Below are 25,277 nucleotides of genomic sequence, written 5' to 3' on the forward strand. Positions count from 1 at the left end.
CATGGCAATCACGATTTCTCCCAAGAGCCCGCGATTCATGCGCAAGGGTGCCGCTTCCAAGGCTGTGTTGTGGTGGGGCGGCGCCGCTGCTCTGGCCGTGGCGACGATCACCGGCGTTCAGCTTCTCGCGCAGATCGAGGGCGATCGCGGCATCGCGCCGCTCGCCAATTCGCAGGATATCCAGGTCAACGGCATCAGCGTCGACGTGACCGCGAAGACCGGCGCGCAGGCCCGGATCGACGGCTGGAAACTCGCGGAAAAGGAAGCCTGGAAGAAGCTGGGCGGTCCGGACATGCCGGTCGAATCGATCGATGCCATGGTGACCTCGGTGGTCATCGGCCACGAGCAGGTCGGCCCGAAGCGGTACATCGCGACGCTCGGCGTCATCTTCGACAAGGCGAAGGCCGGGCAGTATGTCGGCGCGGGAGCGGGCAGCGGTCCGCGCTCGGCTCCGTTGCTGCTGATCCCGGTGCTCGATTCGGGCGGCGTCAGGCAGGTCTTCGAGGTGCGCGGGCCGTGGCAGCGTGCCTGGGCCGAGTTCCAGGCCGCCGCCAGCCCTGTCGATTACGTGCGCCCGACCGGTTCGGGCGGCGAATCGCTGATTCTCACCGCCGGACAGACCTCACGCCGCAGCCGCCTGTGGTGGCGCACCGTGCTTGGCCAGTTCGACGCCTCCGACGTGGTGATGCCCGTCGCGCGGCTGGAGCGGCAGTGGCCCGGCGGTCCGATCAAGGGCACCTTCACCGCGCGCTATGGCCCGGACAACAAGTTCCTCGGCGGCTTCACCATGGATGCCGCCAGCGAGCAGGACCTGCCGCGCATGCTGGAGGAGGCGGTTACGCGCGTCGATGGCCTCTACCGCGACGCGCTGGCGACCGGCGAGTTGCGCCCCGATCCCTCGATCAACGCAGGCGGGGAGGCGCTCGACCGCGCCTTCGCCGAACTGCGTGAAAAGCTGATGCCCAAGGGCGAGGCGCCCGTGGCTGTTTCGACGCCGGTGCCGGTGATTCGCACAGAGGACGTCTCGGGTGCGCCGGTCGAGACCGTGACCGTCCAGTTCGCTACGCCCGACGCCGCTGCGGTCGATGCTGCGCTTGCCGCCGTGCGCGGCGTGCCGGGCGTACAGGGGGCGGCGACGGTGAGCCTTGCGATCGGCGGCACCTCGGTCATGCGCGTCACTGTTTCCGGCGGGGGCGAGCGGCTGGCGGGTGCCTTGCGCGGGCAGGGGTGGAAGGTTTCCGGCGGGGGCACCTCGCTGAGGATCAGCCGCTAGGGTTCCTCGTCATGCGACAGATCGCCCTTCCGCTGTCCGCCGCGAGCGACAGTCCGCCGCGCATTGTCGTCGGCGAGGCCAACGCGCCTGCGATCGATGCGCTGATGGAGCCGGGCCAGTGGCCCTTCCGTACCGCGATCCTCTCCGGTCCGCCGCGCTCCGGCAAGTCGCTGCTCGCGCGCTGGTTCGTCGAATCGGGCGCGGGCGATGCGGTGGACGATGCGCAGGGGATGCCGGAGGACGCGCTGTTCCACCGCTGGAACCGCGCGCAGGAACTCGGTCGCCCGCTGCTGATCGTTGCCGACAAGCCCTTCGCACCGGGCGTCGGCGACAGCGACGCCGAGCGGTGGCGGGTGCGATTGCCGGACTTGTCCTCTCGGCTCGGCGCCGCGCTGAACCTTTCGATCGGCGAGCCGGACGACGCAATGCTGATCGGGCTCATGGAAGTTCATGCCGAAATGCGCGGCCTCGTTCTCGATCATTCGGCAACGCAATATCTTGTAGGACGTTGTACCCGTAGCCATGTGGGCGTCGAACGTCTGGTCGCCGCCATCGACCGGCTCAGTCTGGAGCGCAAGACGGCCCCCACAATGGCCATCTGGCGCGACGCGCTGGAAGAGACTAAAGGCGGCGCCCAGACCTGAATGTGAGGGCGGCTTTGCAACAAAAGTTGCAAAGTGGAACGATTGATGGGAATTTCCGGCAATGCTGGGTAATATCATCCGCTATCTGGACTCCGTGGTGGCACGTGACCCTGCGCCGCGCTCGCGCTGGGAAGTGCTGCTCTATCCGGGCGTCTGGGCACTCTTCTGGCACCGCATCGCGCATGCCCTGTTCGAAGCGGACCTGTTTTTCCTTGCCCGCGTGGTGAACCACCTCGCGCGCTTCCTGACCGCGATCGACATTCATCCGGGCGCGAAGATCGGCCGCAACTTCTTCATCGACCACGGCTTCACCGTGATCGGTGAGACGGCGGTGATCGGTGACAACGTGACGATCTACCAGTGCGTGACGCTGGGCGGTTCCAACCCCACCAACGGCGTCGGCGGCAAGCGTCACCCGACATTGCTCGACAACGTGATCGTGGGCTCTGGCGCGCAGATCATCGGCCCCGTTACCATCGGCCGCCGTGCGCGCATCGGTGCCAGCGCGGTCGTGACCGAGGACGTGCCCGAGGGCGCGACAATGATCGGCCTCAAGGCGCGTTCCACGCTGGTCAAGGCGGAGACCTGGACCAAGGAATTCATGCCCTATGGCACGCCCTGCAAGGAACCGTGCGAGCCGACCGGCGGCGCCCAGCGCGTCGAGGATCTGGAACAACAGGTCGCACTGCTGCGCGCGCAGGTCGAGGAATTGCTGTCAGAACGTCAGCACGCCGCGCGTGAAAACGAGCGCTGGTGACTATGGGGATGACCAGCTGAATGGTTGCAGGCGGATCCGTTACCGGCAGCATCATCGCCTTTCCCGGCGGCCATAACGGTCAGGCGTCTTCGCAGGTCGGGTTCGACCGGCTTGAACTCCAGCGCATCCTTGATCTCTATGGGCGCATGGTCGCGGCAGGGCTCTGGCGCGACTACGCGATGGATTTCGCGCGCGAGGCGGCGAGTTTCAGCGCCTTTCGCCGCGCCGCCGAGCGCCCTCAGGCCCGGATCGAGAAACGCCCCGCGCTGCGCGGCAAGCAGGGCATGTGGACGCTGTTCGGCGAAGTCGGGCAAGTGCTCAAGCGCGGGCACGAGCTTTCGAACGTGCTGAGCCCGCTGGAGCGCAAACTGCTCAAGGTGGTCGAGGACTGAACGGCCGCGGCGTGGAGACCGTCGTCCCAGCGAAGTCTGGGACCGCTCTCGTCTTATTGCAGGTCTCGGCGAGGCTCCGGCGAAACTGACGCCGCCTCGATGATGGGGCGTTTTATGGTCACAACGGTCCGAGCCTTCGCCGGGATGACGATGTCCTCCCGCTCGCGCAGCTTTTAAGCCGAAGCGGGGAGGCGTTGGCGCCAGCTTTCCGGCGCCATCGTCAGCAAGGCGCGCCGCAGCGGCGTCCAGAACACCGACAACGCCAGCAGAGCCGCGCCGACGAACAGGGTCGAAAGGGCCAGGTTCATCTCGATGGCGCCCGCATTGCGAAGCAGTCCGTTCAGCGCCGCCAGAACGTAGATCAGCGCCGAGACGAGCAGCGCGCGTCGATCCACCAGCAGCGCGACCAGAGCGAATGCGACGTAAGTGACCAGCACGCCCGCCGCATGGCCCGGGGTGACGTCGTTGCCGTCCAGCACGCCCAGCCAGTAGAACAGCGAGTGCGCGATCAGCGGGGCCGCGAGCAGGTGCAGCCAGAACGCGATGTCGGCACGCTGCGTCCGCCGTTCCCGGTCGGACAGGTCCCAGCGCATGGCGAATGCGAACACGGCCAGCCCGCACAGGAAAGCCGCCGGCGCGAGGGCGGGGTTGGTCTTGAGCTCCTGGCCGGTGGCCCATGCGACCGTCGAGAGCAGCAGCAGCACGATGGCTGCGGTTCCGGCGGCGACGGTGATGGCGACATGGAAGCGCAGCCAGTGGAGCAGGGCGCCGATCCCGGCCGCCACGGCGGCGCTCAGGGCGATCGCTGCGTCCTGCCAGGGATAGCGCTCCATCCGGTGCCATACTTCCCGGTGGCCGTTGAAGTCGTAATGGACCGGCACCTGATGCGGCGGCAGCGCCTCCGCGACAAGCGCTCCCGCGAACAGCCCGAGGCCGACGACGAACGCGGCCAGCACGATGATCGAGGGCAACGCCATGCGCCGTTTCCGGGTGAAGATTTCCGCCATAAGCCAGCTGGCGATGGCGATGAGCAGGCCGCCCATCCACCAGTGCCGGTCACCCGCGCCGGTCGCGTAGATGCCGGAGAAGATCACCAGCAGGCAGGCGATCCCCACGAATATGTCGTTGAAGCTGGTGACGAGACGGATGTTTTCCTCATCCGCCATCGGCGCGATGCGCGTTGCGGAAACATGGGCGCGAAGGGCCTCGGCGGCCTCCGCGCTGATTGCCCCGGCCGTGACGGCGGATTGCAGGTCGTCTTCGGAATACAAGGCTTTATCCTTCGTGATCCGGCGGGAGGCTGCCCAGCGCGCCATGGTTCGTCAATGGCGATTGCGGCAAGTCAATCCGCTGCCTTCTCAATCCGCTGCCTTTGCCAGCATGGACAACGCATGATGGGCCTGGTCCATGCCGGTCTCGAAGACATGATCGCGGGTCCGGTCCGAGATGCGCGGCCAGGCGGCAGCCACGTCTTCGGCGCTGCGGGCGCCTTCGGGCAGCAGCATGCCGTCGTTCATGGTGATCCACGTGCCTTGGAACACCCCGCCGCCCGCCGCGAGAATGGCGTCGGTGGGGGCTTCGGAAGATACCAGGAACACGGCCGCCGGTACGACGTTGCCCGGCTCGAACGCTTTGTAGGCCTCTTCGGGGAAGATGTCGGCGGTCATCCGGGTGCCGGCGGTCGGTACTATGGTGTTGACGCGGATGCCGTACTTGGCGCCCTCCAGCCGCAGCGTCCGGGCGAGGCCGAGCACGCCCGCCTTGGCGGCGCCGTAGTTCGCCTGTCCGAAGTTGCCGCCGAGCCCGGTCGAGGAGGTGGTCATCAGCACCCGGCCGTAGTTCTGCTCGCGCATGGTTTCCCATACGGCCTTGGTGGCAAAGGCGCTGCCAAGCAGGTGGACGCGCACCACCAGTTCGAAATCGGCGGGGTCCATCCTGGCGAAAGTCCGGTCGCGCAGGATTCCCGCGTTGTTGATGAGGACATGGATGCCGCCCCAGGTTTCCTTTGCGCGCGCCGCCATGGCTTCCATCTGCGCGTAGTCGGAGACGTCGCCGCCATCGGCCATGGCCTCGCCACCGGCCTCGCGGATTTCCTCGACGACGCCGAGCGCGGCATCGGACTGACCGGAACCGTCACGCGCGGCGCCAAGGTCGTTGACTACCACTTTCGCGCCGCGTCGCGCCAGTTCGAGCGCATAGGCGCGGCCAAGGCCGGTGCCCGCGCCCGTGACGACGGCGACCTGATCGGTGAAGGAAATGGAACGTCCGGTGCTCATCGCATGGTGATGGCAGGTCGCCATCCCGCATTCAACACTGCGTTCAACCTTGCCCCCGCGCGTCCAAAGAGCCATAGGCGCTGCCAACGAATCTGCCCGCTCTCACGCGAAAGGCCCGCCAGATGAAAGTCCGCGTCCACGTCAGCCTCAAGCCCGGTGTGCTCGATCCCCAGGGTCGTGCGATCCACCACTCGCTGGAGGGCCTCGGCTTTTCCGGCGTCAACGACGTGCGCGCCGGCCGCCTGTTCGAACTGGACGTCGCCGAAACCGTCTCGGACGAGGCGATCGACGACATGTGCCGCAAGCTCCTCGCCAACATGGTGATCGAGAACTACCGCATCGAGAAGGTGGCCGCCTGATGGCCTTCAACTCCGCCGTCATCACCTTCCCCGGCTCGAACTGCGACCGCGACATGGCGGTGGCGCTGGAGAAGGTCTCGGGGTTCGCGCCGCACCGTGTCTGGCACGGCGACAGCGAACTGCCCGAGGGCCTCGACTTCATCGCCGTTCCGGGCGGCTTCTCCTACGGTGATTACCTGCGCTGCGGCGCGATCGCATCGCGTTCGCCGATCATGCAGGCGGTGATCGCGGCGGCCGAAAGCGGCGTGCCGGTGCTCGGCGTGTGCAACGGCTTCCAGGTGCTGACCGAAAGCGGCCTGCTGCCGGGCGCACTGCTGCGCAATGCCGGCCTCAACTTCGTGTGCCGCGAAGTCGGCCTCGAAGTGGCCAACGCGCAGTCGCTGTTCACTTCCGCTTATGAGGTGGGCCAGGTGATCCGTGTTCCGGTGGCGCACCACGACGGCAACTACTTCGCTGACGAAGAGACGCTGAACCGCCTCGAGGGCGAGGGCCGCGTCGCGTTTCGCTATGCGGAAGAGGTCAACGGGTCGGCGCGTTCGATCGCGGGTGTCCTCAACGATGCGGGCAACGTGCTGGGCATGATGCCCCACCCGGAACGCGCGATCGAGGCGACTCACGGCGGCACTGACGGGCGGGGGCTGTTCGAGAGCGCCATTCGCGGGCTTGTCGGCGCCTGAGGTCACCTTCCGGCAGGTTGTGGTAGCGTTGGGTGCCGCTGAGTGCCGTTAGGTGCGCTTATGCGGCAACTTCGCGGGTTTCACCTCCAAGCCATTGACGAACAACAAGATAACGTCCGTGCAGGGCGCCTCTGTCGTGCACGCCGAAGCCAAGGAGGGTGCCTTCGTGCCCTTCCGCCGCCGGTAGCCATTTCACCTGCTCCAGGCCCAGTCGCACTCCTTCGCGCGTGAAATCGCTCGCCCGTGCGAGACCTTCGGCGACTAGGCGGCCGATATCGTGCCCCTTGGCCACCGCCAGCGCCTGCCGGCAAGGCGCGTCGATCCGCTCCATCACGGCCTTCAGCGTGGTATTCCCGTCCGAATGCATGTCGATGTAGAGCCAGCCATTGCAGGCATGGGCAAAATCGCCGTGATACCCACGCAATCCTGCGGTGTTCATGATGCGCGGCCCATCCCAACCGGCACGGTCCAGCGCCCGCGATACCGGGGGAGCCGACAGGCCGAGGCCGAGATAGACTATCCCGTCAGGCGCGGCGTCCAGCAGCGCCGCCACCGCGACGCTCGCGTCGTCGGCCAGCGGCGAGATGCCCTCTTTCGCGGCGATTTCCATGCCGAGAACGCGCGCCTCGCCGTCCAGGTACTTCAGGTGTCGGGTGCCGATAGGCGAGAGGTCGTAGGCCACGGCCAGCCGTTTTCGCCCGAGGCTGGCCATCTGGCGTGCGATCACCAGCGATTCGTCCTCGTGGCTGCCGACCTGATGCTGGAACATCCAGCGGCCTCGCGCACGTTCGGCGCCGGCCCAGTTGATCGTGGGAATGCGCAGTCGCTCGGCAAGGGGCGTCGCCAACAGGGCATTGTCGCCAATGGCAGGGCCGACGATCAGGCTTACGCCCGCCTCGGCAAGCTGGCGATAGGCCTGCTCGACCGCCTCCGCAGTTCCTGACGGCAGCCCGAGCGCGTAGGCATGCACGAACTCGATGTCGGCCTCTAGGCGGCCGGCCTCACGCACGGCGTCTATCTCGCGTTCCAGCCAGTCGGTCAGGTCTCCGGGTGTCGGGATATCGTCGTCACGCCCGGTAAGATCGGCCATGTCGTTGAGAATGCCGATCTTCACGCTTGCTGGCATCTTTGTCCCTCCGGCCGGGCGGCGCGCCCTGTCGGCCTAGCAATGAGCCAGTCGGGAAAAGGATGCATGCGCCCGGCGAAGAAAGCGCCTCAGGTGCGCGGGCCGCGTCGGAACAGCGGCTGGAGACATTCGGCATAGCTCGGGTCGCGCTCTGCAAGACCCAGCAGGCCGCCGCCATCGAAAGGGCGGCGCAGTTTGAAGTCGTAAGTGACGACCCGCTTCGAGAAGCGCCAGCGATCGTCCGCGCAACGACGGTAGTTGTCGATGTAGCGCACAGCCATGAAGTCCTCTTCCCGTCCCCCTTCGCGCGTGGGGATGAGGTGCCAGGCGAGCCCATAGACTTCCCCGCTGGCGGTATCGCCATCCACCGCGATCAGGTGATTGCATACGTGATGGCCCGAATAGGGCATGTGCGGAAAGGCCTGGGCGATGAAAGCGCAGTAATCCTCGGCCGAACCATCGAAGCTGTCGCCGTGGGTGTCGGTCGCGTCCTGCGTGTAGAGGTCGCCCAGCAGGGCGATATCCTGCCGGTCGATGGCGCGCGAATAGAGCAGCACCAGTTCCCGGATCGCATCCTTGTCTATGAGGGCCTGCAGCGCGGCCTGGTCTATCGTCATGTCTTCCCCTCCCGTCGTGAAATCAGAGCAGCGCCCCGCCGTCCACGGCATAGACTTGCCCGGTAATGAAGCTGGCCCGTGCAGAGGCGAGGAACGTGACCATCGCCGCCATCTCTTCAGGATTCGCGAAGGGGCGGCCTACGAACGTCCGGCGCTGGCGCAAGGCGCGGTCATCCTCGCTGACGCTCGCGGCGCCTCTGGAGAACAGGCCGGTTTCGGGATTGAAGCGGCTGCCGGCGCTGAGGCTGGCCGGATCTGTCGGGATGGTGGCGTAAGGCGCGACGCAGTTGACGCGGATGCCGTGTGCACCGACCTCCTTGGCGAGCACGACGGTGAAGCTGTGCACCGCGCCCTTCGCGGCCGAGTAGACCGGCAGCATGTAATCGCCGACCAGCGCGGCGGTGGAGCCGACATTGACGATCGCCCCGGCCTTGCGTGCGATCATGCCCGGCAGCACGGCATGAGTCATGCGCAGCACGGTGCCGAAGTTGAGGTCGATGTCGGCCATCCACTTCGACGGATCGGAATCGACGAAGAGCCCCTGATCGACGTTGCCGCCCACATTGTTGACGAGCACTGCGACCGGACCGAGCGCTTCGGCGGCTTCCAGAACCCTTGCAGGAGATGTCGCGTCGAGCATGTCGGCCGCCACGAACACCGCGTCGGGTGCCCCGCGTGCCTTGCAGTCGGCGATCAGCCTTGCGCCTGCAGCATGGTCGCGGCCGACGAGGACGGGAATGGCGCCCTCTGCCGCGAGATCCAGCGCGACGGCGCGGCCGATGTTCGCGGTCGCGCCAGTGACGATCGCGACCTTGCCCTGCAGTTGAAGTTCCATCGCCTGCTCCCGGAGTTTTTCCGAGAGCTAAGGCTGCCCTATCTCAAGGGCAAACCGCCGGAGCGATCAGCGGCGCGAGCTGCGCACGCAGCGCATTTCGCCGTCGCTGCCATTGTCCTCGACCTTGCGCAGATAAGTGTCCTTGAGCCGGTGGAGCTTGAGGCCCTTGAGCTTGCCGCCGGTCATCGTCACGTAGTCGCCGGTCAGCAGGTAGCTGCCGCGAATGCCGCCCGCCTTGTAGGCCGAGGCATTGACCACGCGGAACTCGTAGTCGGGCAGGGGCTTGCCGACGAGGCCGCCCGCATCGCCCGCCATCTCGCACGTGTAGGTGCCGATCGGCAGGGTTGAGATCAGCCCGCCACTCACTGGAGGCGGGGCAGTATCTGCGGAGGCGCAGCCGGCGACGAGCGCCAACAGCACGACGGGAAGGGAGGCACGCTTCATGGCATTCAGCTAGCATCGGCGCGAAGCAATTGCCATGCCTCGCGACCTCGTCTAAGGGCGCATCCTTTCGAGGGTCGCGCCTGCCGTGGCCCCGCGATCAAGCTCTTTCCCATCCTGAAGGCCAAAACCCATGAAGATCAGTGGCGTCGATATCCGTCCCGGCAACATTCTCGAATACGAAAAGGGTATCTGGAAGGTCGCCAAGACCCAGCACACCCAGCCGGGCAAGGGCGGCGCCTTCATGCAGGTCGAGATGAAGAACCTGATCGACGGCCGCAAGACCAACGTGCGTTTCCGCAGCGCCGACACCGTCGAGCGCGTCCGCCTCGACACCAAGGACTTCCAGTTCCTCTACGCCGAGGGCGATGACCTGGTGTTCATGGACACCGAGAACTACGATCAGATTTCGCTCCCCGCCGACCTTCTGGGCGATGCCGCAGCCTTCCTTCAGGACGGCATGCAGGTGAGCCTGGAAATGTGGGAAGAACGCCCGATCTCCGTCCAGCTCCCCGAGCAGGTCGAAGCCACCATCGTCGAAGCCGATGCCGTGGTGAAGGGCCAGACCGCCTCGTCCAGCTACAAGCCCGCCGTGCTCGACAACGGCGTGCGCGTGATGGTGCCGCCGCACATCGAAAGCGGCACGCGCATCATCGTGGACGTCTATGAAAAGACTTACGTGAAGAAGGCAGACTGAATGAACAAGCTCGCCCTTACCGTCGCGACCGCCGCTCTGGCGATCGCGGGAACCTCGTCCGTCGCCTATGCCGCTGCCCCCAAGGCCGCTGCGAAGAGCGCCGCCAAGCCCGCCGCTGCGGCGCCTGCCGGTGGCGACTCCCAGGCGCAGCACGCGATGCTCTACCTCAAGGTGCTCATCAGCGGGTTGCAGTCGGACAAGATCGAGGAACCGGTCAAGGGCGCGCTCGTCGGCTGCATCTACGACAATTCGCTCGGCAAGATCACCGAATCGATGGACAAGGTGATCGCCGAGAACGCGGGCAAGATCAGCCGCGACAACCCCAGCGAACTGCTGAGCGTCATGGCCCGCATCTGCGGCTACCAGCCGACTGCCCCCGCCGCCGGCGCGGCCCCCGCCAAACCCGCGCCGCAAGGTCGCTGACAATCGGGGCCGACATCGGCCCACAGGAGTGAAGTAAAGTCATGGCCGCCATTTCCGGTCTCATCCGCGTCATCGAGAAGGCCGCCCGCAAGGCCGGCAACCGCCTGCGTCGCGACTTCGGCGAAATCGAGCACCTGCAGGTCAGCCGGAAAGGCCCTGCGGACTTCGTGTCGAAGGCCGATCAGGCTTCCGAGCGCACCATCTGGGACGAACTGCGCGCCGCGCGGCCGGACTGGGGCTATCTCTTCGAGGAAGCCGGCGAGATCGAGGGCGACCCGACCAAGCCGCGCTTCATCGTCGATCCGCTCGACGGCACGACCAACTTCCTCCATGGCATCCCGCACTTCGCGATCTCGATCGCGGTGCAGGAGCCGCGCCTGGACGGCAAGGGCTGGGGTGAGGTCACTGCCGGCCTGATCTACAACCCGGTCACCGACGAGAGCTACTGGGCCGAGAAGGCGCGCGGCGCATGGCTGCACGACCGCCGCCTGCGCGTGTCCTCACGCCGTCACCTCGACGAGAGCCTGATCGCGACGGGCATTCCCTTCGCGGGCCACGGCGACCACGGCGTCTGGACCAAGATCTACCACGGCCTCGCGCCGCAGGTGGCGGGCATCCGCCGCTTTGGTTCGGCCGCGCTCGATCTCGCGTGGGTGGCCTCGGGCCGCTACGAGGGTTTCTGGGAATCGGACCTCAAGCCCTGGGATACGGCGGCGGGCTGCCTGCTCGTGCGCGAGGCCGGTGGTTTCGTGTCGGACTGGAAGGGGCGTTCGAACCCGATCTGCGACACCGAAATCCTCGCGGGCAACGACGTGCTGCACTCGCGGCTGCACAAGATCGTCGCGACTGCTCTCAAGGCGTGATTTTATCGTCCCTGAGGCGCGTTTCGGCGTGTCTCAGGGGGTGATTCTCTGAACTGAAACGAAACCGTCGCGGAATTTTCCGCAAACGGGTGTAGAACTCTGGGACATGGAACGCCATGTCCCTCGTCGTTGCGCTCTTGCGCTGCTTGTTGCGGCGATGCCTTCGACCGCCTTTGCCGAGCAGCCGGTGCCACTGGCGAAAGCGAGGCCATTCGATCTGACCGCCGTACCCCCGGCCAATGCGCGCACCTCGCTGCGATCGCAGGCAGTGGGCGAGATCGAACTGCTCAAGCCCGAGAAGACCCGGCTCAAGCTGACCTATCAGACCGACGAGGACGGCCCGAGCTTCGAGATCGGGACGATCGGATCGCGCAAGGGGGCGATGAAATCGCGTCTTCTCCACGTCGCGATGGACTGGATCTTCTGAACGGGCTTGAACCCTGACGAAGTGCCGTCTAAGCGTCGCGCCTCGTTTCCGTGCCCCTGTGGCGGAATGGTAGACGCGAACGACTCAAAATCGTTTGTCGAAAGGCGTGCCCGTTCGAGTCGGGCCAGGGGCACCACTTCCTCCGATCGTCCTCAGAAGAGTGAGGCGGCGACGAGGGCCAGCAACAGCGCGACGACAATCGCCGCCACCCACTGCACCAGCGGGTAGGCCGCGATCAGCCGCGTCAGAGCCCATGCGGCCACGGCGCCAAGCAAGGTCCCGGCGATCATGCCGCCAAGGACGCCCCACTCGCCCATCATCCACAGCAGCACGAGTGCGAAGACGCCGACCGGGAAGAACCCGGCGAGAGCGCGGGGAAAAGCGCGCCAGTTCATCGAGCGCCGTGTGAGAATACCGTCAGCCATGGCGGCAGAGTAATCCCGCTGCGCCCTCGCCGCCAGCCGGAGCGTCGCGCGAATCGGGCGGTACGGCTAGTTCAGGCCGCGTAGCCAGTCGGCGATCATCGCGCGGCCTGCGGCGACCGCGCCGGGGCCGAGTTCGTCGTGCCGCTGACGGAGAGCCTGCGGGCAGCCTCCGGCCTCGACGACGGCCTCCGGCCACTGGTCGATCCAGGCGTCGAAGCGCGGGTCCTCGCCCATTTCGGCATGGAACTGCAGCGCCAGTTGGTTGCGGCCCCGGCGAAATGCCTGATGCTCGTAGAGCGAGGTCGAGGCGAGGAATTCGGCGCTTTCGGGCTTGGTGAAGGTGTCGCCGTGCCAGTGCAGCACCGGGACGTCGCGGACATGGCGCAGAGGGCTGTCGGCGGCGTGCTCGTGAACCTGAACGGGGTGGAAGCCGACTTCCTTGGCCGGACCGGGGAACACCGTCGCGCCGAGCGCGCTCGCCATCATCTGCGCGCCGAAGCACACGCCCAACGTCGGCCGGTCCGCTTCGAGTCGCAGCGCGAGGCGGCGCAGCTGGCAGCCGATCCAGGGGTGGCGATCCTGCTCGTAGACGCCCATCGGCCCGCCCATCATGATGAGCAGGTCCGGCTCGCGCAGGTCGAGCGTGGAAAATTCCGGGTCGGTGACGTCGATCCGGCTGACTTCGTAGCCGGCGTCCTCGATGGGCTTGCGATAGCCGGCGACCCCTTCGTGGGGAACGTGGCGGATGATGAGGGCAGTCTTCACGGGCCTACTGTGTCACAAGTGATGTTAACGGGCGACATCGAACTCCAGCTGGAGAGATGTGGATTTCGATGCCGCCCGATGGGGTAATTGCAGAAGCCTCACAGGCCGAGGCGCGACCAGAAATCGCCCGCGCTGCGGATCGTGGCCGCTCCGCCTCCCGGCGGCGCGTCGAATGCACCGCGCCACGAGGGATGCGGCAGGCGCGTGTCGGTGCCGGGCCGGGCGCGCAGGACTTGCGAAGTGATGCGGGGAATCGAGTTGAGCATTTCGTATCTCCATCGGGAGGCACGAAGCCGGCGTTGTCGCCTTGCGGTTTCGTGCGCTTTAGCGGTTGGTGACGCGGAGCAAGCTGACAGCCATCAAATGCCGCGGAAGAACAGGCGAACCCTGCGCTTCGAGGATCAATCTACTCATAAGGTAGAGAATGTCGATGTGAAGTTTCTATCGGGCCTATGAGAAAAACTTCATGGTGGCGGGTGGAATCGCCTGACCGATTGCGGAGGGTGCGCGGCTGACGTAGCCTTCGTCCATGCGCACCTTTCTCCTCGCCTCCGCCTGCGTTCTTGCGAGCGCCTCCTCCACTGCGATGGCAGAGCCGGTCGCCGATGCGGTGGCGCGCGATCTGCCGGGGCTGATGGAGACCTACCGCAATCTGCACGCCAATCCCGAACTCAGCTTCCAGGAAGTGCGCAGCGCGAAGATCATGGCCGATGCCGCACGCAAGGCCGGTTTCACGGTCACCGAGAAGGTCGGTCGCACCGGGATCGTCGCGGTCCTGAAGAACGGAGCCGGGCCGACGGTTCTCATCCGCGCCGACATGGACGGCCTCCCGGTCGTCGAGCAGACCGGGCTGCCCTTCGCCTCCGTGAAGCGCGGGACTTCAACGGCGGGCGTGGAAAGCGGCATCATGCACGCCTGCGGTCACGATACCCATATGACCGCGTGGATAGAGACGGCGCGCCTCATGGCCGCGCGCAAGGCGGAGTGGTTCGGCACCCTGGTCATGATCGGCCAGCCTGCCGAGGAAATGGGGCTGGGCGCGCTGGAGATGCTCAAGGACGGGCTCTACACGCGCTTCCCCAAGCCCGACTACGCGCTGGCGTTCCACGATACGCCCGAACTGGCCGCAGGCGTCGTCGGCGCGGCGAAGGGCTGGGGGCTCGCCAACGTGGACAGCGTCGACCTGCTGGTGCGAGGGGTCGGCGGGCATGGCGCTTATCCGCAGACCACGCGCGACCCGATCGTGCTTGCCAGCGCCATCGTGATGAAGCTGCAGACGCTGGTGAGCCGGGAGAGCAATCCACTCGACCCGGTGGTGGTGACGGTGGGCTCGTTCCATGCGGGGACCAAGCACAACATCATCTCCGATCAGGCGAGGCTGGAACTGACGGTGCGCAGCTACTCGGACGAGACGCGCACGCGGTTGCTCGACGGAATCGCCCGGGTCGCGCGCGGCGAGGCGATTGCGTCGGGTGTGCCGGATGCCCTGATGCCGCAGGTCACCGTTAAGGAGCCCCATACCCGCGCGACATGGAACACGCCCGAGTTCGTCGAAGAAGCCGTGGCCGATCTCAGGAGCACGATGGGCGTGGACAACGTGGTCATCACGCCTTCGGCCATGGGCGGTGAGGATTTCGGTGAATTCCGCCGCGCTGACGAGGCGCACATCAAGTCGGTGATCTTCTGGGTCGGCGGGGCCGATCTGGCGAAGCTGGCGGCGGCGAAGGCCGGTGGTCCGCCGATGCCCTCGCTGCACAGCCCGTTTTGGGCTCCGCAGGCGGACAAGGTCATCGCGTCGGGCGCGCAGGCGCTCACGCTGACGGCGCTGCGCCTGATGGGGAAGCCGGGAATGTAAGATGCTCCGACAACACCCGGCCGAGCATTTTCGGCAAAAATACTGATTTTATTGGCGCACGTGTCAAGGTAACCGACATTTTACGCCTTTAGCCTAGGCCATCGTTCGAGTGCCGGAATTCGGCCACGAAGGATGGCGTAAGCGACGATGATTCGTCTGTTCAAACACTATATTCCGCACGCCGTGGTGCTGCTCTGGCTGGTCGATGTGCTGCTGCTGGCAGCCGCCAACGAGACCTCATGGAGGTTGCGCGCGCAGCAGATCGGCATAGATCCGGCGCCGCTGGCCGACCGGCTGATCGCCCACGGGGCCTTCGCCACGGTGATCTCGCTGTCGATGGTGGCGGTGGGAGTCTACGGCGCCGACTCGCTGCGGTCGATGCGCTTTGCAGCGGCGCGGCTGCTGGTCGCGATCTCGCTGGGCGTCATTGCGCTCTCCTTCGTGGACTTCCTCGTCGGCGGGCAGAACTTCTGGCGCTCGACGCTGGCTTATTCGATGGCCTTTGCGATCGTGCTGATGATCGCCAACCGGCTGCTGCTCGGCGGTTTCCTGGGCACCAGCGCCTTTCGCCGCCGCGTCCTCGTGCTGGGCGCAGGCGAGCGGGCGCAGCGCCTGCGGATGCTGGGCGAACGGCCTGAAAGCGGCTTCGCCATCGTTGGCTATGTCGCGATGAGCGAGAGTGTGCCGGTAGTCGAGGAAGCCATTTCCCGCTCGGCGATCAACAACCTTACCCGCTACGTCGAGAATCTGGGCGTCAGCGAAGTCGTGCTTGCCCTGGAAGAGCGCCGCAACGCGCTGCCGCTCAAGGACCTGCTGCGCATCAAGACCGCAGGTGTGCACGTCAACGAGTTCTCCAGCTTCCTCGAGCGCGAGACGGGCCGCGTCGATCTCGACACCGTCAACCCGAGCTGGCTGATCTTCTCCGACGGATTTTCGTCCGGCCGGGCGATCTCCAGCGTGGCCAAGCGCGTGTTCGACATCGCCGTCAGCCTGGTGCTGCTGGCGGTGACCGCGCCGGTCATCCTGATCTTCGCGCTTTTGGTGAAAGTCGATAGCCGGGGACCGGCCTTCTATCGCCAGCCGCGCGTAGGCCTGTTCGGCCAGCATTTCGACGTCATCAAGCTGCGCTCCATGCGTACCGATGCGGAGGCTGCAGGCGCGCAGTGGGCATCCAAGGACGACCCGCGCGTAACCCGCATCGGCAAATTCATCCGCAAGGTCCGCATCGACGAACTGCCGCAGGCTTGGACCGTCCTCAAGGGCGAAATGAGCTTCGTCGGCCCGCGACCCGAGCGCCCGGAATTCGTCGCCGATCTGGAGGACCAGCTGCGCTATTATGCCGAACGTCACATGGTGAAGCCGGGAATAACCGGCTGGGCGCAGATCAACTATCCCTACGGCGCCTCGATCGAGGATTCGCGAAACAAGCTCGAATATGACCTCTATTACGCCAAGAACTATACGCCCTTCCTCGACTTCCTGATCATCTTGCAGACGCTGCGCGTCGTGCTCTGGAGCGAGGGCGCGCGATGATGAAGGCGTCGGCGGTATGGGCCACGATGGGCGTCGGGCTCGACCTGACGGGGGCCATCGCACTGGCGAGCATCGCCATTTGGCTGTTCTCGCGTCGCGACCGGTTCGGGGCAGCGGGAACGGCCATGGTCGTCGCGCTGATCTTCACGGCCTTGTGGAGCCTCGCCTGCGCTTTCGGTATCGGAACACCGGAAGTGACTTTCGCGCCCGCGCTGTCGGAAAGCGCACGCAACCTTGCCTGGCTGGTGGTGATCTACCGTCTCTTCGCCAGCGATGGACGGGATTCCAGCGTAGCGCCGATCCGTCCGGTGATCTTCGCGCTGGGCGTGGTCGAAATCGTCCACCTCGCCGTCAATTCCGGCCTGTCACGGCTGGAGATCAATCAGGACGTCCTGACCATCGCGTTCGAGTTCAACGTGATGTTCCGCCTGCTGGTGACGGTTGGCGGCCTGGTGCTCGCTCACAACCTCTATGCGGGCGCCCCGCGTGAATCGCGCGCTGCGCTGCGGTGGCCGGCGATGGGGCTGGCCCTGCTCTGGGCCTTCGACCTCAATCTTTATACGATCGCCTATCTCGCCGGGCAGTGGCCACGGGAAATCGCAGCTCTGCGCGGCCTGCCCGCAATCGCCGTCGCGGTGTGCATCGCCATCGGCGGAGCCAGGAACCGCGACGACCTGCGCCTGCGCCCGTCGCGCGCGGTGACCTTTCAGACTTTTTCGCTGCTGGTCATTGGCGTCTACCTCGTCGCCATGGTCGCGGTGGCGCAGTGGCTGTCCTACGCCGGTGGTGATTTCGCGCGGCTGGTCGAACTGGCATTCCTGACGCTGGGCAGCGCCTTCGCGCTCGTGGTGCTGCCGTCGCGGCGAGTGCGCGCCTGGTTCAAGGTCATGCTCGCCAAGCACTTCTTTCAGCACCGTTACGATTACCGCGAGGAATGGTTGCGCTTCACCCGCACCATCGGCTCGGACCAGAGCGCACCGCTCGGCGAGCGCGTCGTTCAGTCGATGGCCGACGTCTTCGGGAGCCCGGCGGGCCTGCTGCTGACACCCGGCGAGCATGGCGAACTGACGCTCGCCGCCCGCTGGAACTGGCGCGAGATCGAGGTGCCCGCCGTCGCGCTTCCGGTCCATGACATCGCCCATTTCGAAAACACCGGCTACATCGCCGACCTCGACGATGTGCGGGCAGGACGCGAGAGCGATGCCACGATTCCGGGCTGGCTGATCGACCATGCCCGTGCCTGGGCGATGATCCCGCTCGTCCATTACGACCGCCTGGTCGGCATGGTGGTGCTTGCCCGCCCTCAGTTGAGGCGCAAGTTCGACTGGGAGGATTTCGATCTCCTTCGCGTGATCGGTCAGCAGGTCGCGAGCTATCTTTCGGAGAACGCCAGCCAGCTGGCGCTGGCTGAATCAGCGCGGTTCGAGGACTTCAATCGCCGCATTGCGTTCGTGATGCATGACATCAAAAACCTCGCCAGCCAGTTCAGCCTTCTCGCCCGTAATGCCGAACTCCACGCCGAGAAGCCCGCTTTCCGCGCCGACATGCTGGTGACGCTGCGCAATTCTTCGGACAAGCTCAATGCCCTGCTGGCGCGTCTCTCGCGCTATGGGGCGGGCGGCGTGGACCGCGTCGAGCAGGTTGCCGCGACGGATGTGCTTGGCCTCGTGATGGAGCGTTTCAAGGGCAACCCGCACGTGGTCCTTGCCGAGTCTCGCGATGTCCTGATCACCGCCAGTCGCCATTCGCTTGAGCAGGTGCTCGTCCATCTCGTCCAGAACGCCGTCGATGCGAGTGAGCCCGCCAGTCCAGTATTCCTGTCGCTGGCGGTGGAGGGGATCAATGCGCGCTTCGAGGTGCTCGACAGCGGCACCGGCATGAGCGCCGACTTCGTGCGCAACCGCCTGTTCAAGCCCTTCGTCTCGACCAAGTCGGGGGGCTTCGGCATTGGCGCCTTCGAGGCGCGCGAGCTGGTGCGCGCCATGCGCGGCCGCCTCGATGTGGAGTCGCGCGAAGGCCTCGGTTCTCGTTTCACGGTGCGCCTGCCGCTGGCGGCAGCGACTGACATCTATCCGAATTACGCCGAGAAGGTGGCCTGATGACTGAATCTCTGCCCAAGCTGCTCATCGTCGAGGACGACGCCGGGCTTCAGGCGCAGCTCAAGTGGGCCTACGAGGATTTCGAGGTCTTCGTCGCCGGGGATCGTGCAAGCGCCATCGCGCTGCTTCGGTCCGAGATGCCCGATGTGGTGACGCTCGACCTCGGCCTGCCGCCGGACCCGGACGGTACGACCGAGGGCTTCGCAGTCCTGGACGAGATCATGGCGCTGAAGCCCGATACCAAAGTGGTCGTCGCATCCGGCCATGGCGCGCGGGAAAGCGCGCTGCAGGCGATCACACGGGGCGCTTACGACTTCTACCAGAAGCCTGTCGATATCGACGCGCTGGGGCACATCGTGCGCAGGGCTCTCCATCTGCACCGGCTGGAGGACGAGAACCGCCGTCTCGCCAGCAAGGTGGAGAGGGATGAGAAAGTGCTTGGCCGAATGATCACGGCCGCGCCGGAAATGGTCAAGGTTGCGCGCACAATCGAGCGTGTCGCCAATACCAGCGTCTCGGTCATGCTGCTGGGCGCGAGCGGCACCGGAAAGGAACTGCTGGCGCGCGGACTTCACGAGGCCAGCGGCCGCGCCCAGCGCGAGTTCGTTGCCATCAACTGCGCCGCGATCCCGGAAAATCTCCTCGAAAGCGAACTGTTCGGCCATGAAAAAGGCGCCTTCACCGGCGCGGTGAAGACCACGCCGGGCAAGATCGAGCAGGCAGCGGGCGGCACTCTGTTCCTCGACGAAGTGGGAGACATCCCCTTGCAGTTGCAGGTGAAGCTGCTGCGCTTCCTGCAGGAGCGGGTGATCGAGCGTGTGGGCAGCCGTCAGTCCATTCCCGTCGATACCCGCGTCGTCTGCGCGACTCACCAGAACCTCGAAGGGATGATCGCGGAAGGGCGGTTCCGCGAAGACCTGTTCTATCGCCTGGCCGAGATCGTGGTGCGCATTCCCAGCCTTTCCGAACGCCCGGGCGACCCGACGCTGCTCGCCAAGGCCTTCCTGACCCGCTACGCCAAGGAGATGAACCCGCGCGTGCGTGGTTTCTCTGCGGATGCGCTGGCGGCGATCGACGCCTGGGGCTGGCCGGGCAACGTGCGCGAACTGGAGAACCGCGTGAAGCGCGCGGTCATCATGGCGGACGAGAAACTGGTCAGCGCCAGCGATCTCGACCTTGCCGACCCGGGCGAGCAGGCAGCCACTGCGCTGAATCTCAAGACGGCGCGCGAGGCGGCGGATCGCAAGGTCATCCGTCATGCGCTGGCGCGCAGCGAGGGTAATATTTCCAGCACCGCCAAGATGCTCGGGATCAGTCGGCCGACGCTTTACGATTTGCTCAAGCAGTACGACCTGCAGCCGTCCTGAATTTAGATGCGCGGGGGGCATTTCTGGCAACTGGCGAAATGGACGGCGGCGGTAATACCGCCGCTGCTGGTGCTCGCCGTGTGCTTCTCTCTTGTCCTGACGACCGCCACGCCGGTGGCTGTCGGCGAGATTTCGCGTGCCGACAAGCTCATCGGGCAGGCGCGCAAGGCCATCGCCAGGGGCGACGGCATCGACGCGGAAATGAAGTTACGGGCCGCGCTGGAGCAGGGTGCCGCATTGCCCGAAGTCAACGCCTACATGGGCGAGGCGCTTCTGGCACAGAATCAGCGCGATCGGGCACGGCCCTGGCTGGTGCCGGGGCAGTTCGCGCAATCCAGCGCAGCGGAGGGCTGGCGGGCGCTTGGGCTGCTGGAGCGGCTCGACGGCAACCTTCCGGCGTCCGGGCGTGCCTACGACAAAGCGCTGGCGATGACTCCGGACGACGCCTCCTTGTGGGTTGATGTCGGGCGGTTGCGTTATGCAGGGGGCGAACATCTGCTCGCGATAGAAGCCGCGGATCATGCACTCGGGCTCGACGGCGGCAACGTGCGCGCGCTGGAGTTCCGTGGGCAACTGGTGCGCGATCGCTACGGCCTGCTTGCCGCGATCCCGTGGTTCGAGCGTGCGATCACGCGCGATCCCAAGGATGTCTCGGTGCTGCTGGAATATGCAGCGACGCTCGGTGAACTAGGCCACGCGAGTGAATGTCTCACGATTACCCGTCGCGTGCTGGAGCTCAATCCCAGGAACGCGCGCGCCTTCTACCTGCAGGCGGTGCTGGCGGCGCGGGCGGGCAAGTACGGCCTCGCGCGTGCGCTTCTGGCGCGGACCAGGGGCAAGCTCGACGACCAGCCTGCCGTGCTTGTCCTGCGCGGTATCACCGAAATCGCCGCGCATAATCCGGAGGCCGCCGCCGAAGCGCTCGAAGCGGCATTGCGGATGCGTCCCGACAACATGCGCGTCCGTGAACTGCTGCTGCGCGCGATCATGATGGCGGGGCAGCCGCGCTATGCGATCCTGCGCTTTGCCGACGACATCGCCGATGGCGACGCATCGCCGTACATGCTCACGACCGTGGCGCGTGCGTGGGAGGCGCTGGGAGACCGCCAGCATGCAGGGGAACTACTCGACCGGGCCGCGAGACCGCAGACGGCGCAGCTTCGGATTCTCGGTGCCGGAAACCGGATCGGCCGGTTGCTGCATCTGGGGCAGACGGGCGCCGCTCAGACGGCGGCAGAGGCGATGCGCAAGTCCGATCCGGGCTTCTACGATGCTCAGGCGCTGGCGGGGGATGTGCAACTCGCGCTCGGTCACGGCGCCGAAGCACAGCAACGCTATGTGCTGGCCTCGCAAATCCGCTTGCCGGAAAGCCTCTTCGAGCGCCGGTTCGTCGCATATGCCCTGGCCCGCGACGTGCAGGGCGCCCGTGAACTGGTCGCGGCGTATCTCGGGCAGAACCCGACGAGCCGGCCAGCCTTGCGTGCGGCGGCCGAACTGGCCGCCGGGGCCGGAGACCTGGGACGTGCCCGCACGATCCTCGTCTGGTTGCGCGACAACGGGGGCGAGGGTGATGTGGAACTGCTGGCCGACCTTGCCATGGCAGAGGCGGCGACTGGCGATCCGGTCGCATCGCAGGAGAATGCGCTCGCGGCTTACCGCCTGCAGCGGGCGAACCCGGTCGCGGCGCAGGCGCTAGGGTACAGCTATGCCGAGGCCGGGGAGCGTCCTGCGCAGGCAAGGGCGCTGCTGGACAAGGCGCAGGTCCTGCTCGGCAATACCGCCGTCATCTCCGATGCCCGGCGCCGACTGCAGGATAGGCCGCAGCACAGGGCGCCGGATTAAGGGTTACTTCGGCTGGTAGGTCTGCTCCACGCCGGGGAAGCTGCGATCGCGGACTTCGGCGGCGTATTGCGCAGCCGCTTCCGACACGGCCGTGCCCATGTCGGCATACTTCTTCACGAAGCGCGGCACACGCTCGAACATGCCGAGCATGTCCTCGGTCACGAGTACCTGTCCGTCGCACTGGGCCGAGCCGCCGATGCCGATGCTGGGGCAGGTGATGGCGCGGGTCGCCTCGATGGCAATAGGCTCGACCACGCCTTCGATCACGATCGAGAAAGCTCCGGCCTCGTCGAGCGCGCGCGCATCCGCGACGATCTTGGCAGCCTCCGCTTCGCTGCGACCGCGTGCGTTGTATCCGCCAAGGACGTTCACCGCCTGCGGGGTCAGGCCGATATGCCCCTGGACCGGAATGCCGCGCTCATTGAGGAAGCGCACCGTTTCCGCCATCGCCACCCCGCCTTCAAGCTTCACGCCCGCGCATCCGGTTTCCTTGAGCAGCCTTGAGGCGTTCGCGAATGCCTGCTGCGGGGACTGTTCGTAAGTGCCGAAGGGCATATCGACGATGACGGCCGCGTGGTAGCTGCCACGCACGACCGCGGCGCCGTGCGCGATCATCATTTCCAGCGTCACCGGCACGCTGGAAGGCAGTCCGTAAATCACCTGGCCGAGGCTGTCGCCGACGAGCAGGAGATCGCAATGGGCGTCGAGGAGCTGCGCCTGCCGGGCCGTATACGCGGTCAGCATCACGATCGGCTCTTCGGTGACGCCGTCCTTCTTGCGGCGGCGAATCGCCGGAATCGTCAGGCGCTTCATCGGCGCGGGAGTGGGGTTTGCGCGGCTGGTCGCGGTGTCGATCTGGAAAGTCGTGGACATGGCAGCGGCTTCTAGCGTTCGATCGGTTCTCCGGCAAATCCGGAGAGCGGACCGTTCAATCCTGACTCACTTTGGAAATGCCGGATTGTTGTAAGAATATTACAATGCTGGGGAATTTACCTGAGGGGGCTCTTGCCAAGCTGCCTGTTGTCGTTAGCCTCCTGCCATTCGCAATTCGGGGGTCCACATGTTCGGACGCGTAAAGCCGCTCGACGCCATTCTGGCGACGGCGGAAAAGAAATCTCTTCACCGATCACTGGGTCCTGTCCAACTGACGCTTCTGGGCGTCGGCGCCATCATCGGTACCGGTATCTTCGTGCTCACCGCCGCAGCTGCGCAGAAGGCCGGTCCCGGCATGATGTGGAGCTTCATCATCGCCGGCGCGGTCTGCGCGGTGGCGGCTCTGTGCTATTCGGAACTGGCTTCGATGGTGCCGGTTTCGGGGTCCGCCTATACCTATTCCTATGCCGTTGTCGGCGAAGTTCTTGCCTGGATGGTCGGCTGGGCACTGATCCTTGAGTATGCCGTCGCCGCTTCCGCCGTGTCGGTGGGCTGGTCAGGCTATTTCATGGGCCTGCTCAAAAGCCTGACGGGGTTCGAGCTACCGGCGATGCTGGCGGCTGGGCCGACCTGGTCGCTCACCGGCGTCGATTTCTCCAGCGGCATCATCAACGTGCCCGCCGTAGTCGTGGCGCTTGCGGTGACCTTCCTGCTGATGCTCGGCACCAAGGAAAGCGCCACGTTCAACGCCATTCTCGTGGCGATCAAGGTGGCGGCGCTGACGATGTTCGTCATCCTCGCGCTGCCGGTGCTCAATACCGAGCACTTCGCACCCTTCGCACCTAATGGCTGGTTCGGACCGGCCGGCACCAGCGGTCTCGGCATTGTCGGGGCCGCTTCTTCCATCTTCTTCGCCTATGTCGGCTTCGACGCGGTCTCGACTGCTGCGGAAGAGACGAAAAATCCGCAGCGCAACGTGCCGATCGGTCTGATCGGCAGCCTCGCGCTGTGCACCGTATTCTACCTGCTCGTGGCCGCCGGCGCGATCGGCGCGATCGGCGCGCAGCCTACCGCGCTTGGCGTGCAGCCCGGCTCGGCCGAGTTCGCTGCGCAGTGCTCGGCGCTCGCCGCCAAGGGCAGCCAGCCGCTGGTCTGCTCGCAGGAAGCGCTCGCGCACGTCCTGCGTTCGATCAACTACACCCGCGCAGGCGACCTCATCGGCCTCGCGGCGAACCTGGCGCTGCCTTCGGTCATCCTGATGATGCTCTACGGCCAGACCCGCATCTTCTTCGTGATGGCGCGCGACGGCCTGCTGCCGGAGAAGCTGGCGACCATCCACCCCAAGTGGAAGACACCGCACATCGTCACCCTGATTACGGGCGTTTTCGTGGCGATCGCCGCCGCGCTGCTTCCGGTGGGTCAGCTGGCGGACATCTCGAACTCGGGTACGCTCTTCGCGTTCCTCATGGTGTCGGTTGCGGTACTGATCCTGCGCGTGCGCGATCCGAAGCGTCATCGTCCGTTCCGCACGCCGCTGGTGTGGGTCGTGGCACCGGTCGCGATCATCGGCTGCGTTACCCTGTTCTTCAACCTGCCGACCGAGGCGATGCTGGTGCTTCCGATCTGGGGAGCTATCGGCCTCGTGTTCTACTTCGCCTACGGCTACCGCAAGAGCCACGTCGGACGCGGGCTGGTCGAGGTTCACGAAGAGGACGCCGACGCACCGGGACAACCGGTGCCGCCGATCTCCTGACCGGTCGGACAAACGAATGGATAAAAGGGGAGGGCGCCCGGCGCTCTCCCCTTTTTCATGCTCAGCTCTTGCCGGTTTATCCTTGAATTTTCCACAGAGTTGCCGACAGCCTGCAACTTGGTTCACCTCCGTGCCTTGTGCCTGCATGACGCTTTCCCGGTTTGACCAGATCGCCCTCGTCGTGCTGTTGGTCGCCGCGCTCGTGCTCGCCGGAAGAGGCTGGTTGCATGACCATCCCGAACACGACCCCGGCGCACCGCTGACACTTGCCGAGCCTGACGGCTGGGCGACCGGACGCAAGCTTGCCGTCCTGCGATCGGATCGAGGCGCTTGCAGGGCCTTCATCGATCGTGCCGGAATGCGCGCCCCTGCATTGGCGCCTGCAGGCGCGGGGGCGTGCTTCAGGGGTGATCGGCAAGTGCTGGGTTCTCCAGCCCTTCTCGATGTGACACTGCAGCCTCGGGGAGCGCAGGCGACCTGCGCGATCGATGTCGGCCTTGCACGTTGGCTGCAGCATGGCGTGCAGCCCGCCGCTCGCAAGGCGTTCCGGCAGCAGGTTGTGCGGATCGAGCACCTCGGCACGGTGAGTTGTCGCCGCATCGGTGGGGGCGATGACGGGAACTGGAGCGAGCATGCCACGGGCAACGCAATCGACATCGCGGGTTTTGTGCTTGCCGATGGTCGCCGGATCAGCGTGGCCAGCGGCTGGAAAGGCGGGGACGCGGCGGCATCACGCTTCCTGCATGACGTGCGTGACTTGGCCTGTCGCAGCTTCTCGACGGTGCTGTCGCCCGACTATAACGCCGCGCATGGCGATCACCTGCATCTTGATCAGGCGCAACGCGCCGGACCATGGGGAGCCTGTCGATGATGTAGGGCAAGGCGTCATTACGCCTGAGGCAAGATGGTGACCCCTACGGGAATCGAACCCGTGTTTCAGCCGTGAAAGGGCCGCGTC

General features: G+C 65.9%; 27 protein-coding genes and 1 tRNA gene. 18 read left to right on the forward strand and 10 right to left on the reverse strand.

Annotated features, from left to right (window positions below):
* Position 1: 1 nt before the first annotated feature.
* The 4 genes from ACODRZ_RS12460 (at position 2) to ACODRZ_RS12475 (ending at position 3,066) form a co-directional block, all read left to right on the forward strand.
* The gene (locus tag ACODRZ_RS12460; protein WP_488972346.1) at positions 2 to 1,273 is read left to right on the forward strand and encodes a heavy-metal-associated domain-containing protein; all 1,272 of its coding nucleotides are present in this window, start codon (positions 2 to 4) and stop codon (positions 1,271 to 1,273) included.
* Positions 1,274 to 1,284: 11 nt separating this feature from the next.
* Positions 1,285 to 1,917 carry a P-loop NTPase family protein gene (locus ACODRZ_RS12465; RefSeq protein WP_488972345.1) on the forward strand — a complete coding sequence of 211 codons (633 nt, stop codon included), beginning with the start codon at positions 1,285 to 1,287 and terminating at the stop codon, positions 1,915 to 1,917.
* 61 nt (positions 1,918 to 1,978) lie between these two features.
* On the forward strand, positions 1,979 to 2,674 hold the full coding sequence (gene epsC / locus ACODRZ_RS12470) for a serine O-acetyltransferase EpsC (protein ID WP_488972344.1): 696 nt from the start codon (positions 1,979 to 1,981) through the stop codon (positions 2,672 to 2,674).
* A gap of 20 nt (positions 2,675 to 2,694) precedes the next feature.
* Entirely contained in the window at positions 2,695 to 3,066 is a 372-nt protein-coding gene (locus ACODRZ_RS12475; protein ID WP_488972343.1) for a DUF2794 domain-containing protein, read from the forward strand.
* A gap of 173 nt (positions 3,067 to 3,239) precedes the next feature.
* On the opposite strand, the gene ACODRZ_RS12480 is transcribed toward ACODRZ_RS12475, so the two are convergent.
* Complete coding sequence (locus tag ACODRZ_RS12480; protein ID WP_488972342.1) at positions 3,240 to 4,337, reverse strand: hypothetical protein; 1,098 nt, start codon at positions 4,335 to 4,337, stop codon at positions 3,240 to 3,242.
* A gap of 87 nt (positions 4,338 to 4,424) precedes the next feature.
* On the reverse strand, positions 4,425 to 5,366 hold the full coding sequence (locus ACODRZ_RS12485; RefSeq protein ID WP_488972341.1) for an SDR family NAD(P)-dependent oxidoreductase: 942 nt from the start codon (positions 5,364 to 5,366) through the stop codon (positions 4,425 to 4,427).
* A gap of 98 nt (positions 5,367 to 5,464) precedes the next feature.
* Between ACODRZ_RS12485 and purS the strand changes: the two genes are divergently transcribed.
* Positions 5,465 to 5,701 (forward strand): phosphoribosylformylglycinamidine synthase subunit PurS, encoded by a 237-nt coding sequence (gene purS, locus ACODRZ_RS12490; RefSeq protein ID WP_488972340.1) that lies wholly within the window; start codon positions 5,465 to 5,467, stop codon positions 5,699 to 5,701.
* Positions 5,701 to 6,378, forward strand: coding sequence for a phosphoribosylformylglycinamidine synthase subunit PurQ (gene purQ / locus ACODRZ_RS12495; RefSeq protein ID WP_488972339.1), 678 nt, complete (start codon positions 5,701 to 5,703; stop codon positions 6,376 to 6,378). The genes purS and purQ overlap by 1 nt, the downstream gene beginning before the upstream one ends.
* A gap of 58 nt (positions 6,379 to 6,436) precedes the next feature.
* Here the strand turns inward: purQ and ACODRZ_RS12500 are convergent, their stop codons facing one another.
* The 4 genes from ACODRZ_RS12500 to ACODRZ_RS12515 form a co-directional block, all read right to left on the reverse strand.
* Positions 6,437 to 7,504: an ABC transporter substrate-binding protein gene (locus ACODRZ_RS12500; RefSeq protein WP_488972338.1), complete on the reverse strand. Its 1,068-nt coding sequence runs from the start codon at positions 7,502 to 7,504 to the stop codon at positions 6,437 to 6,439.
* An 89-nt stretch (positions 7,505 to 7,593) separates the two neighbouring features.
* On the reverse strand, positions 7,594 to 8,121 hold the full coding sequence (locus ACODRZ_RS12505) for a nuclear transport factor 2 family protein (protein WP_488972337.1): 528 nt from the start codon (positions 8,119 to 8,121) through the stop codon (positions 7,594 to 7,596).
* 22 nt (positions 8,122 to 8,143) lie between these two features.
* Positions 8,144 to 8,956, reverse strand: a complete 813-nt coding sequence (locus tag ACODRZ_RS12510) for an SDR family NAD(P)-dependent oxidoreductase (protein WP_488972336.1) — start codon at positions 8,954 to 8,956, stop codon at positions 8,144 to 8,146.
* 66 nt (positions 8,957 to 9,022) lie between these two features.
* Positions 9,023 to 9,400: a hypothetical protein gene (locus tag ACODRZ_RS12515; RefSeq protein ID WP_488972335.1), complete on the reverse strand. Its 378-nt coding sequence runs from the start codon at positions 9,398 to 9,400 to the stop codon at positions 9,023 to 9,025.
* A gap of 130 nt (positions 9,401 to 9,530) precedes the next feature.
* On the opposite strand from ACODRZ_RS12515, the gene efp reads away from it, so the two are divergent.
* The 5 genes from efp (at position 9,531) to ACODRZ_RS12540 (ending at position 11,943) form a co-directional block, all read left to right on the forward strand.
* Complete coding sequence (gene efp / locus ACODRZ_RS12520) at positions 9,531 to 10,094, forward strand: elongation factor P (RefSeq protein ID WP_008828401.1); 564 nt, start codon at positions 9,531 to 9,533, stop codon at positions 10,092 to 10,094.
* Positions 10,095 to 10,517, forward strand: a complete 423-nt coding sequence (locus ACODRZ_RS12525) for a hypothetical protein (protein ID WP_488972334.1) — start codon at positions 10,095 to 10,097, stop codon at positions 10,515 to 10,517.
* Between the two features lie 41 nt (positions 10,518 to 10,558).
* The gene (locus ACODRZ_RS12530; RefSeq protein WP_008828399.1) at positions 10,559 to 11,380 is read left to right on the forward strand and encodes an inositol monophosphatase family protein; all 822 of its coding nucleotides are present in this window, start codon (positions 10,559 to 10,561) and stop codon (positions 11,378 to 11,380) included.
* A 106-nt stretch (positions 11,381 to 11,486) separates the two neighbouring features.
* Complete coding sequence (locus tag ACODRZ_RS12535) at positions 11,487 to 11,807, forward strand: hypothetical protein (protein ID WP_488972333.1); 321 nt, start codon at positions 11,487 to 11,489, stop codon at positions 11,805 to 11,807.
* A gap of 52 nt (positions 11,808 to 11,859) precedes the next feature.
* A tRNA-Leu gene (locus tag ACODRZ_RS12540) sits at positions 11,860 to 11,943 on the forward strand.
* Between the two features lie 16 nt (positions 11,944 to 11,959).
* Here ACODRZ_RS12540 and ACODRZ_RS12545 read toward each other — a convergent pair.
* The 3 genes from ACODRZ_RS12545 to ACODRZ_RS12555 form a co-directional block, all read right to left on the reverse strand.
* Positions 11,960 to 12,232, reverse strand: coding sequence for a hypothetical protein (locus ACODRZ_RS12545; protein WP_488972332.1), 273 nt, complete (start codon positions 12,230 to 12,232; stop codon positions 11,960 to 11,962).
* A gap of 66 nt (positions 12,233 to 12,298) precedes the next feature.
* Complete coding sequence (locus ACODRZ_RS12550; protein ID WP_488972331.1) at positions 12,299 to 12,997, reverse strand: glutamine amidotransferase; 699 nt, start codon at positions 12,995 to 12,997, stop codon at positions 12,299 to 12,301.
* A 98-nt stretch (positions 12,998 to 13,095) separates the two neighbouring features.
* Positions 13,096 to 13,263, reverse strand: a complete 168-nt coding sequence (locus tag ACODRZ_RS12555; RefSeq protein ID WP_488972330.1) for a hypothetical protein — start codon at positions 13,261 to 13,263, stop codon at positions 13,096 to 13,098.
* Between the two features lie 263 nt (positions 13,264 to 13,526).
* Here ACODRZ_RS12555 and ACODRZ_RS12560 point away from each other — a divergent pair, with 263 nt between their 5' ends.
* The 5 genes from ACODRZ_RS12560 to ACODRZ_RS12580 all read left to right on the forward strand — a co-directional run bounded on the left by ACODRZ_RS12560 (position 13,527) and on the right by ACODRZ_RS12580 (position 21,693).
* The gene (locus ACODRZ_RS12560; RefSeq protein WP_488972329.1) at positions 13,527 to 14,852 is read left to right on the forward strand and encodes an amidohydrolase; all 1,326 of its coding nucleotides are present in this window, start codon (positions 13,527 to 13,529) and stop codon (positions 14,850 to 14,852) included.
* Between the two features lie 147 nt (positions 14,853 to 14,999).
* On the forward strand, positions 15,000 to 16,385 hold the full coding sequence (locus ACODRZ_RS12565) for a TIGR03013 family XrtA/PEP-CTERM system glycosyltransferase (protein ID WP_488972328.1): 1,386 nt from the start codon (positions 15,000 to 15,002) through the stop codon (positions 16,383 to 16,385).
* Complete coding sequence (prsK, locus tag ACODRZ_RS12570) at positions 16,382 to 18,484, forward strand: XrtA/PEP-CTERM system histidine kinase PrsK (RefSeq protein ID WP_488972327.1); 2,103 nt, start codon at positions 16,382 to 16,384, stop codon at positions 18,482 to 18,484. Before ACODRZ_RS12565 ends, prsK begins: the two co-directional genes overlap by 4 nt.
* Entirely contained in the window at positions 18,484 to 19,851 is a 1,368-nt protein-coding gene (gene prsR, locus ACODRZ_RS12575; protein WP_488972326.1) for a PEP-CTERM-box response regulator transcription factor, read from the forward strand. The genes prsK and prsR overlap by 1 nt, the downstream gene beginning before the upstream one ends.
* A gap of 6 nt (positions 19,852 to 19,857) precedes the next feature.
* Positions 19,858 to 21,693: a tetratricopeptide repeat protein gene (locus tag ACODRZ_RS12580; RefSeq protein ID WP_488972325.1), complete on the forward strand. Its 1,836-nt coding sequence runs from the start codon at positions 19,858 to 19,860 to the stop codon at positions 21,691 to 21,693.
* Between the two features lie 3 nt (positions 21,694 to 21,696).
* Here ACODRZ_RS12580 and panB read toward each other — a convergent pair whose 3' ends face one another.
* Positions 21,697 to 22,566, reverse strand: coding sequence for a 3-methyl-2-oxobutanoate hydroxymethyltransferase (gene panB, locus ACODRZ_RS12585; protein ID WP_488972324.1), 870 nt, complete (start codon positions 22,564 to 22,566; stop codon positions 21,697 to 21,699).
* A 187-nt stretch (positions 22,567 to 22,753) separates the two neighbouring features.
* On the opposite strand from panB, the gene ACODRZ_RS12590 reads away from it, so the two are divergent.
* Together ACODRZ_RS12590 and ACODRZ_RS12595 are read left to right on the forward strand one after the other, a co-directional pair.
* Positions 22,754 to 24,319: an amino acid permease gene (locus tag ACODRZ_RS12590; RefSeq protein ID WP_488972323.1), complete on the forward strand. Its 1,566-nt coding sequence runs from the start codon at positions 22,754 to 22,756 to the stop codon at positions 24,317 to 24,319.
* Positions 24,320 to 24,464: 145 nt separating this feature from the next.
* Positions 24,465 to 25,190 carry an extensin-like domain-containing protein gene (locus ACODRZ_RS12595; protein ID WP_488972322.1) on the forward strand — a complete coding sequence of 242 codons (726 nt, stop codon included), beginning with the start codon at positions 24,465 to 24,467 and terminating at the stop codon, positions 25,188 to 25,190.
* Positions 25,191 to 25,277 lie beyond the last annotated feature (87 nt).

The sequence above is a fragment of the Novosphingobium sp. FG90 genome, assembly GCF_057808725.1.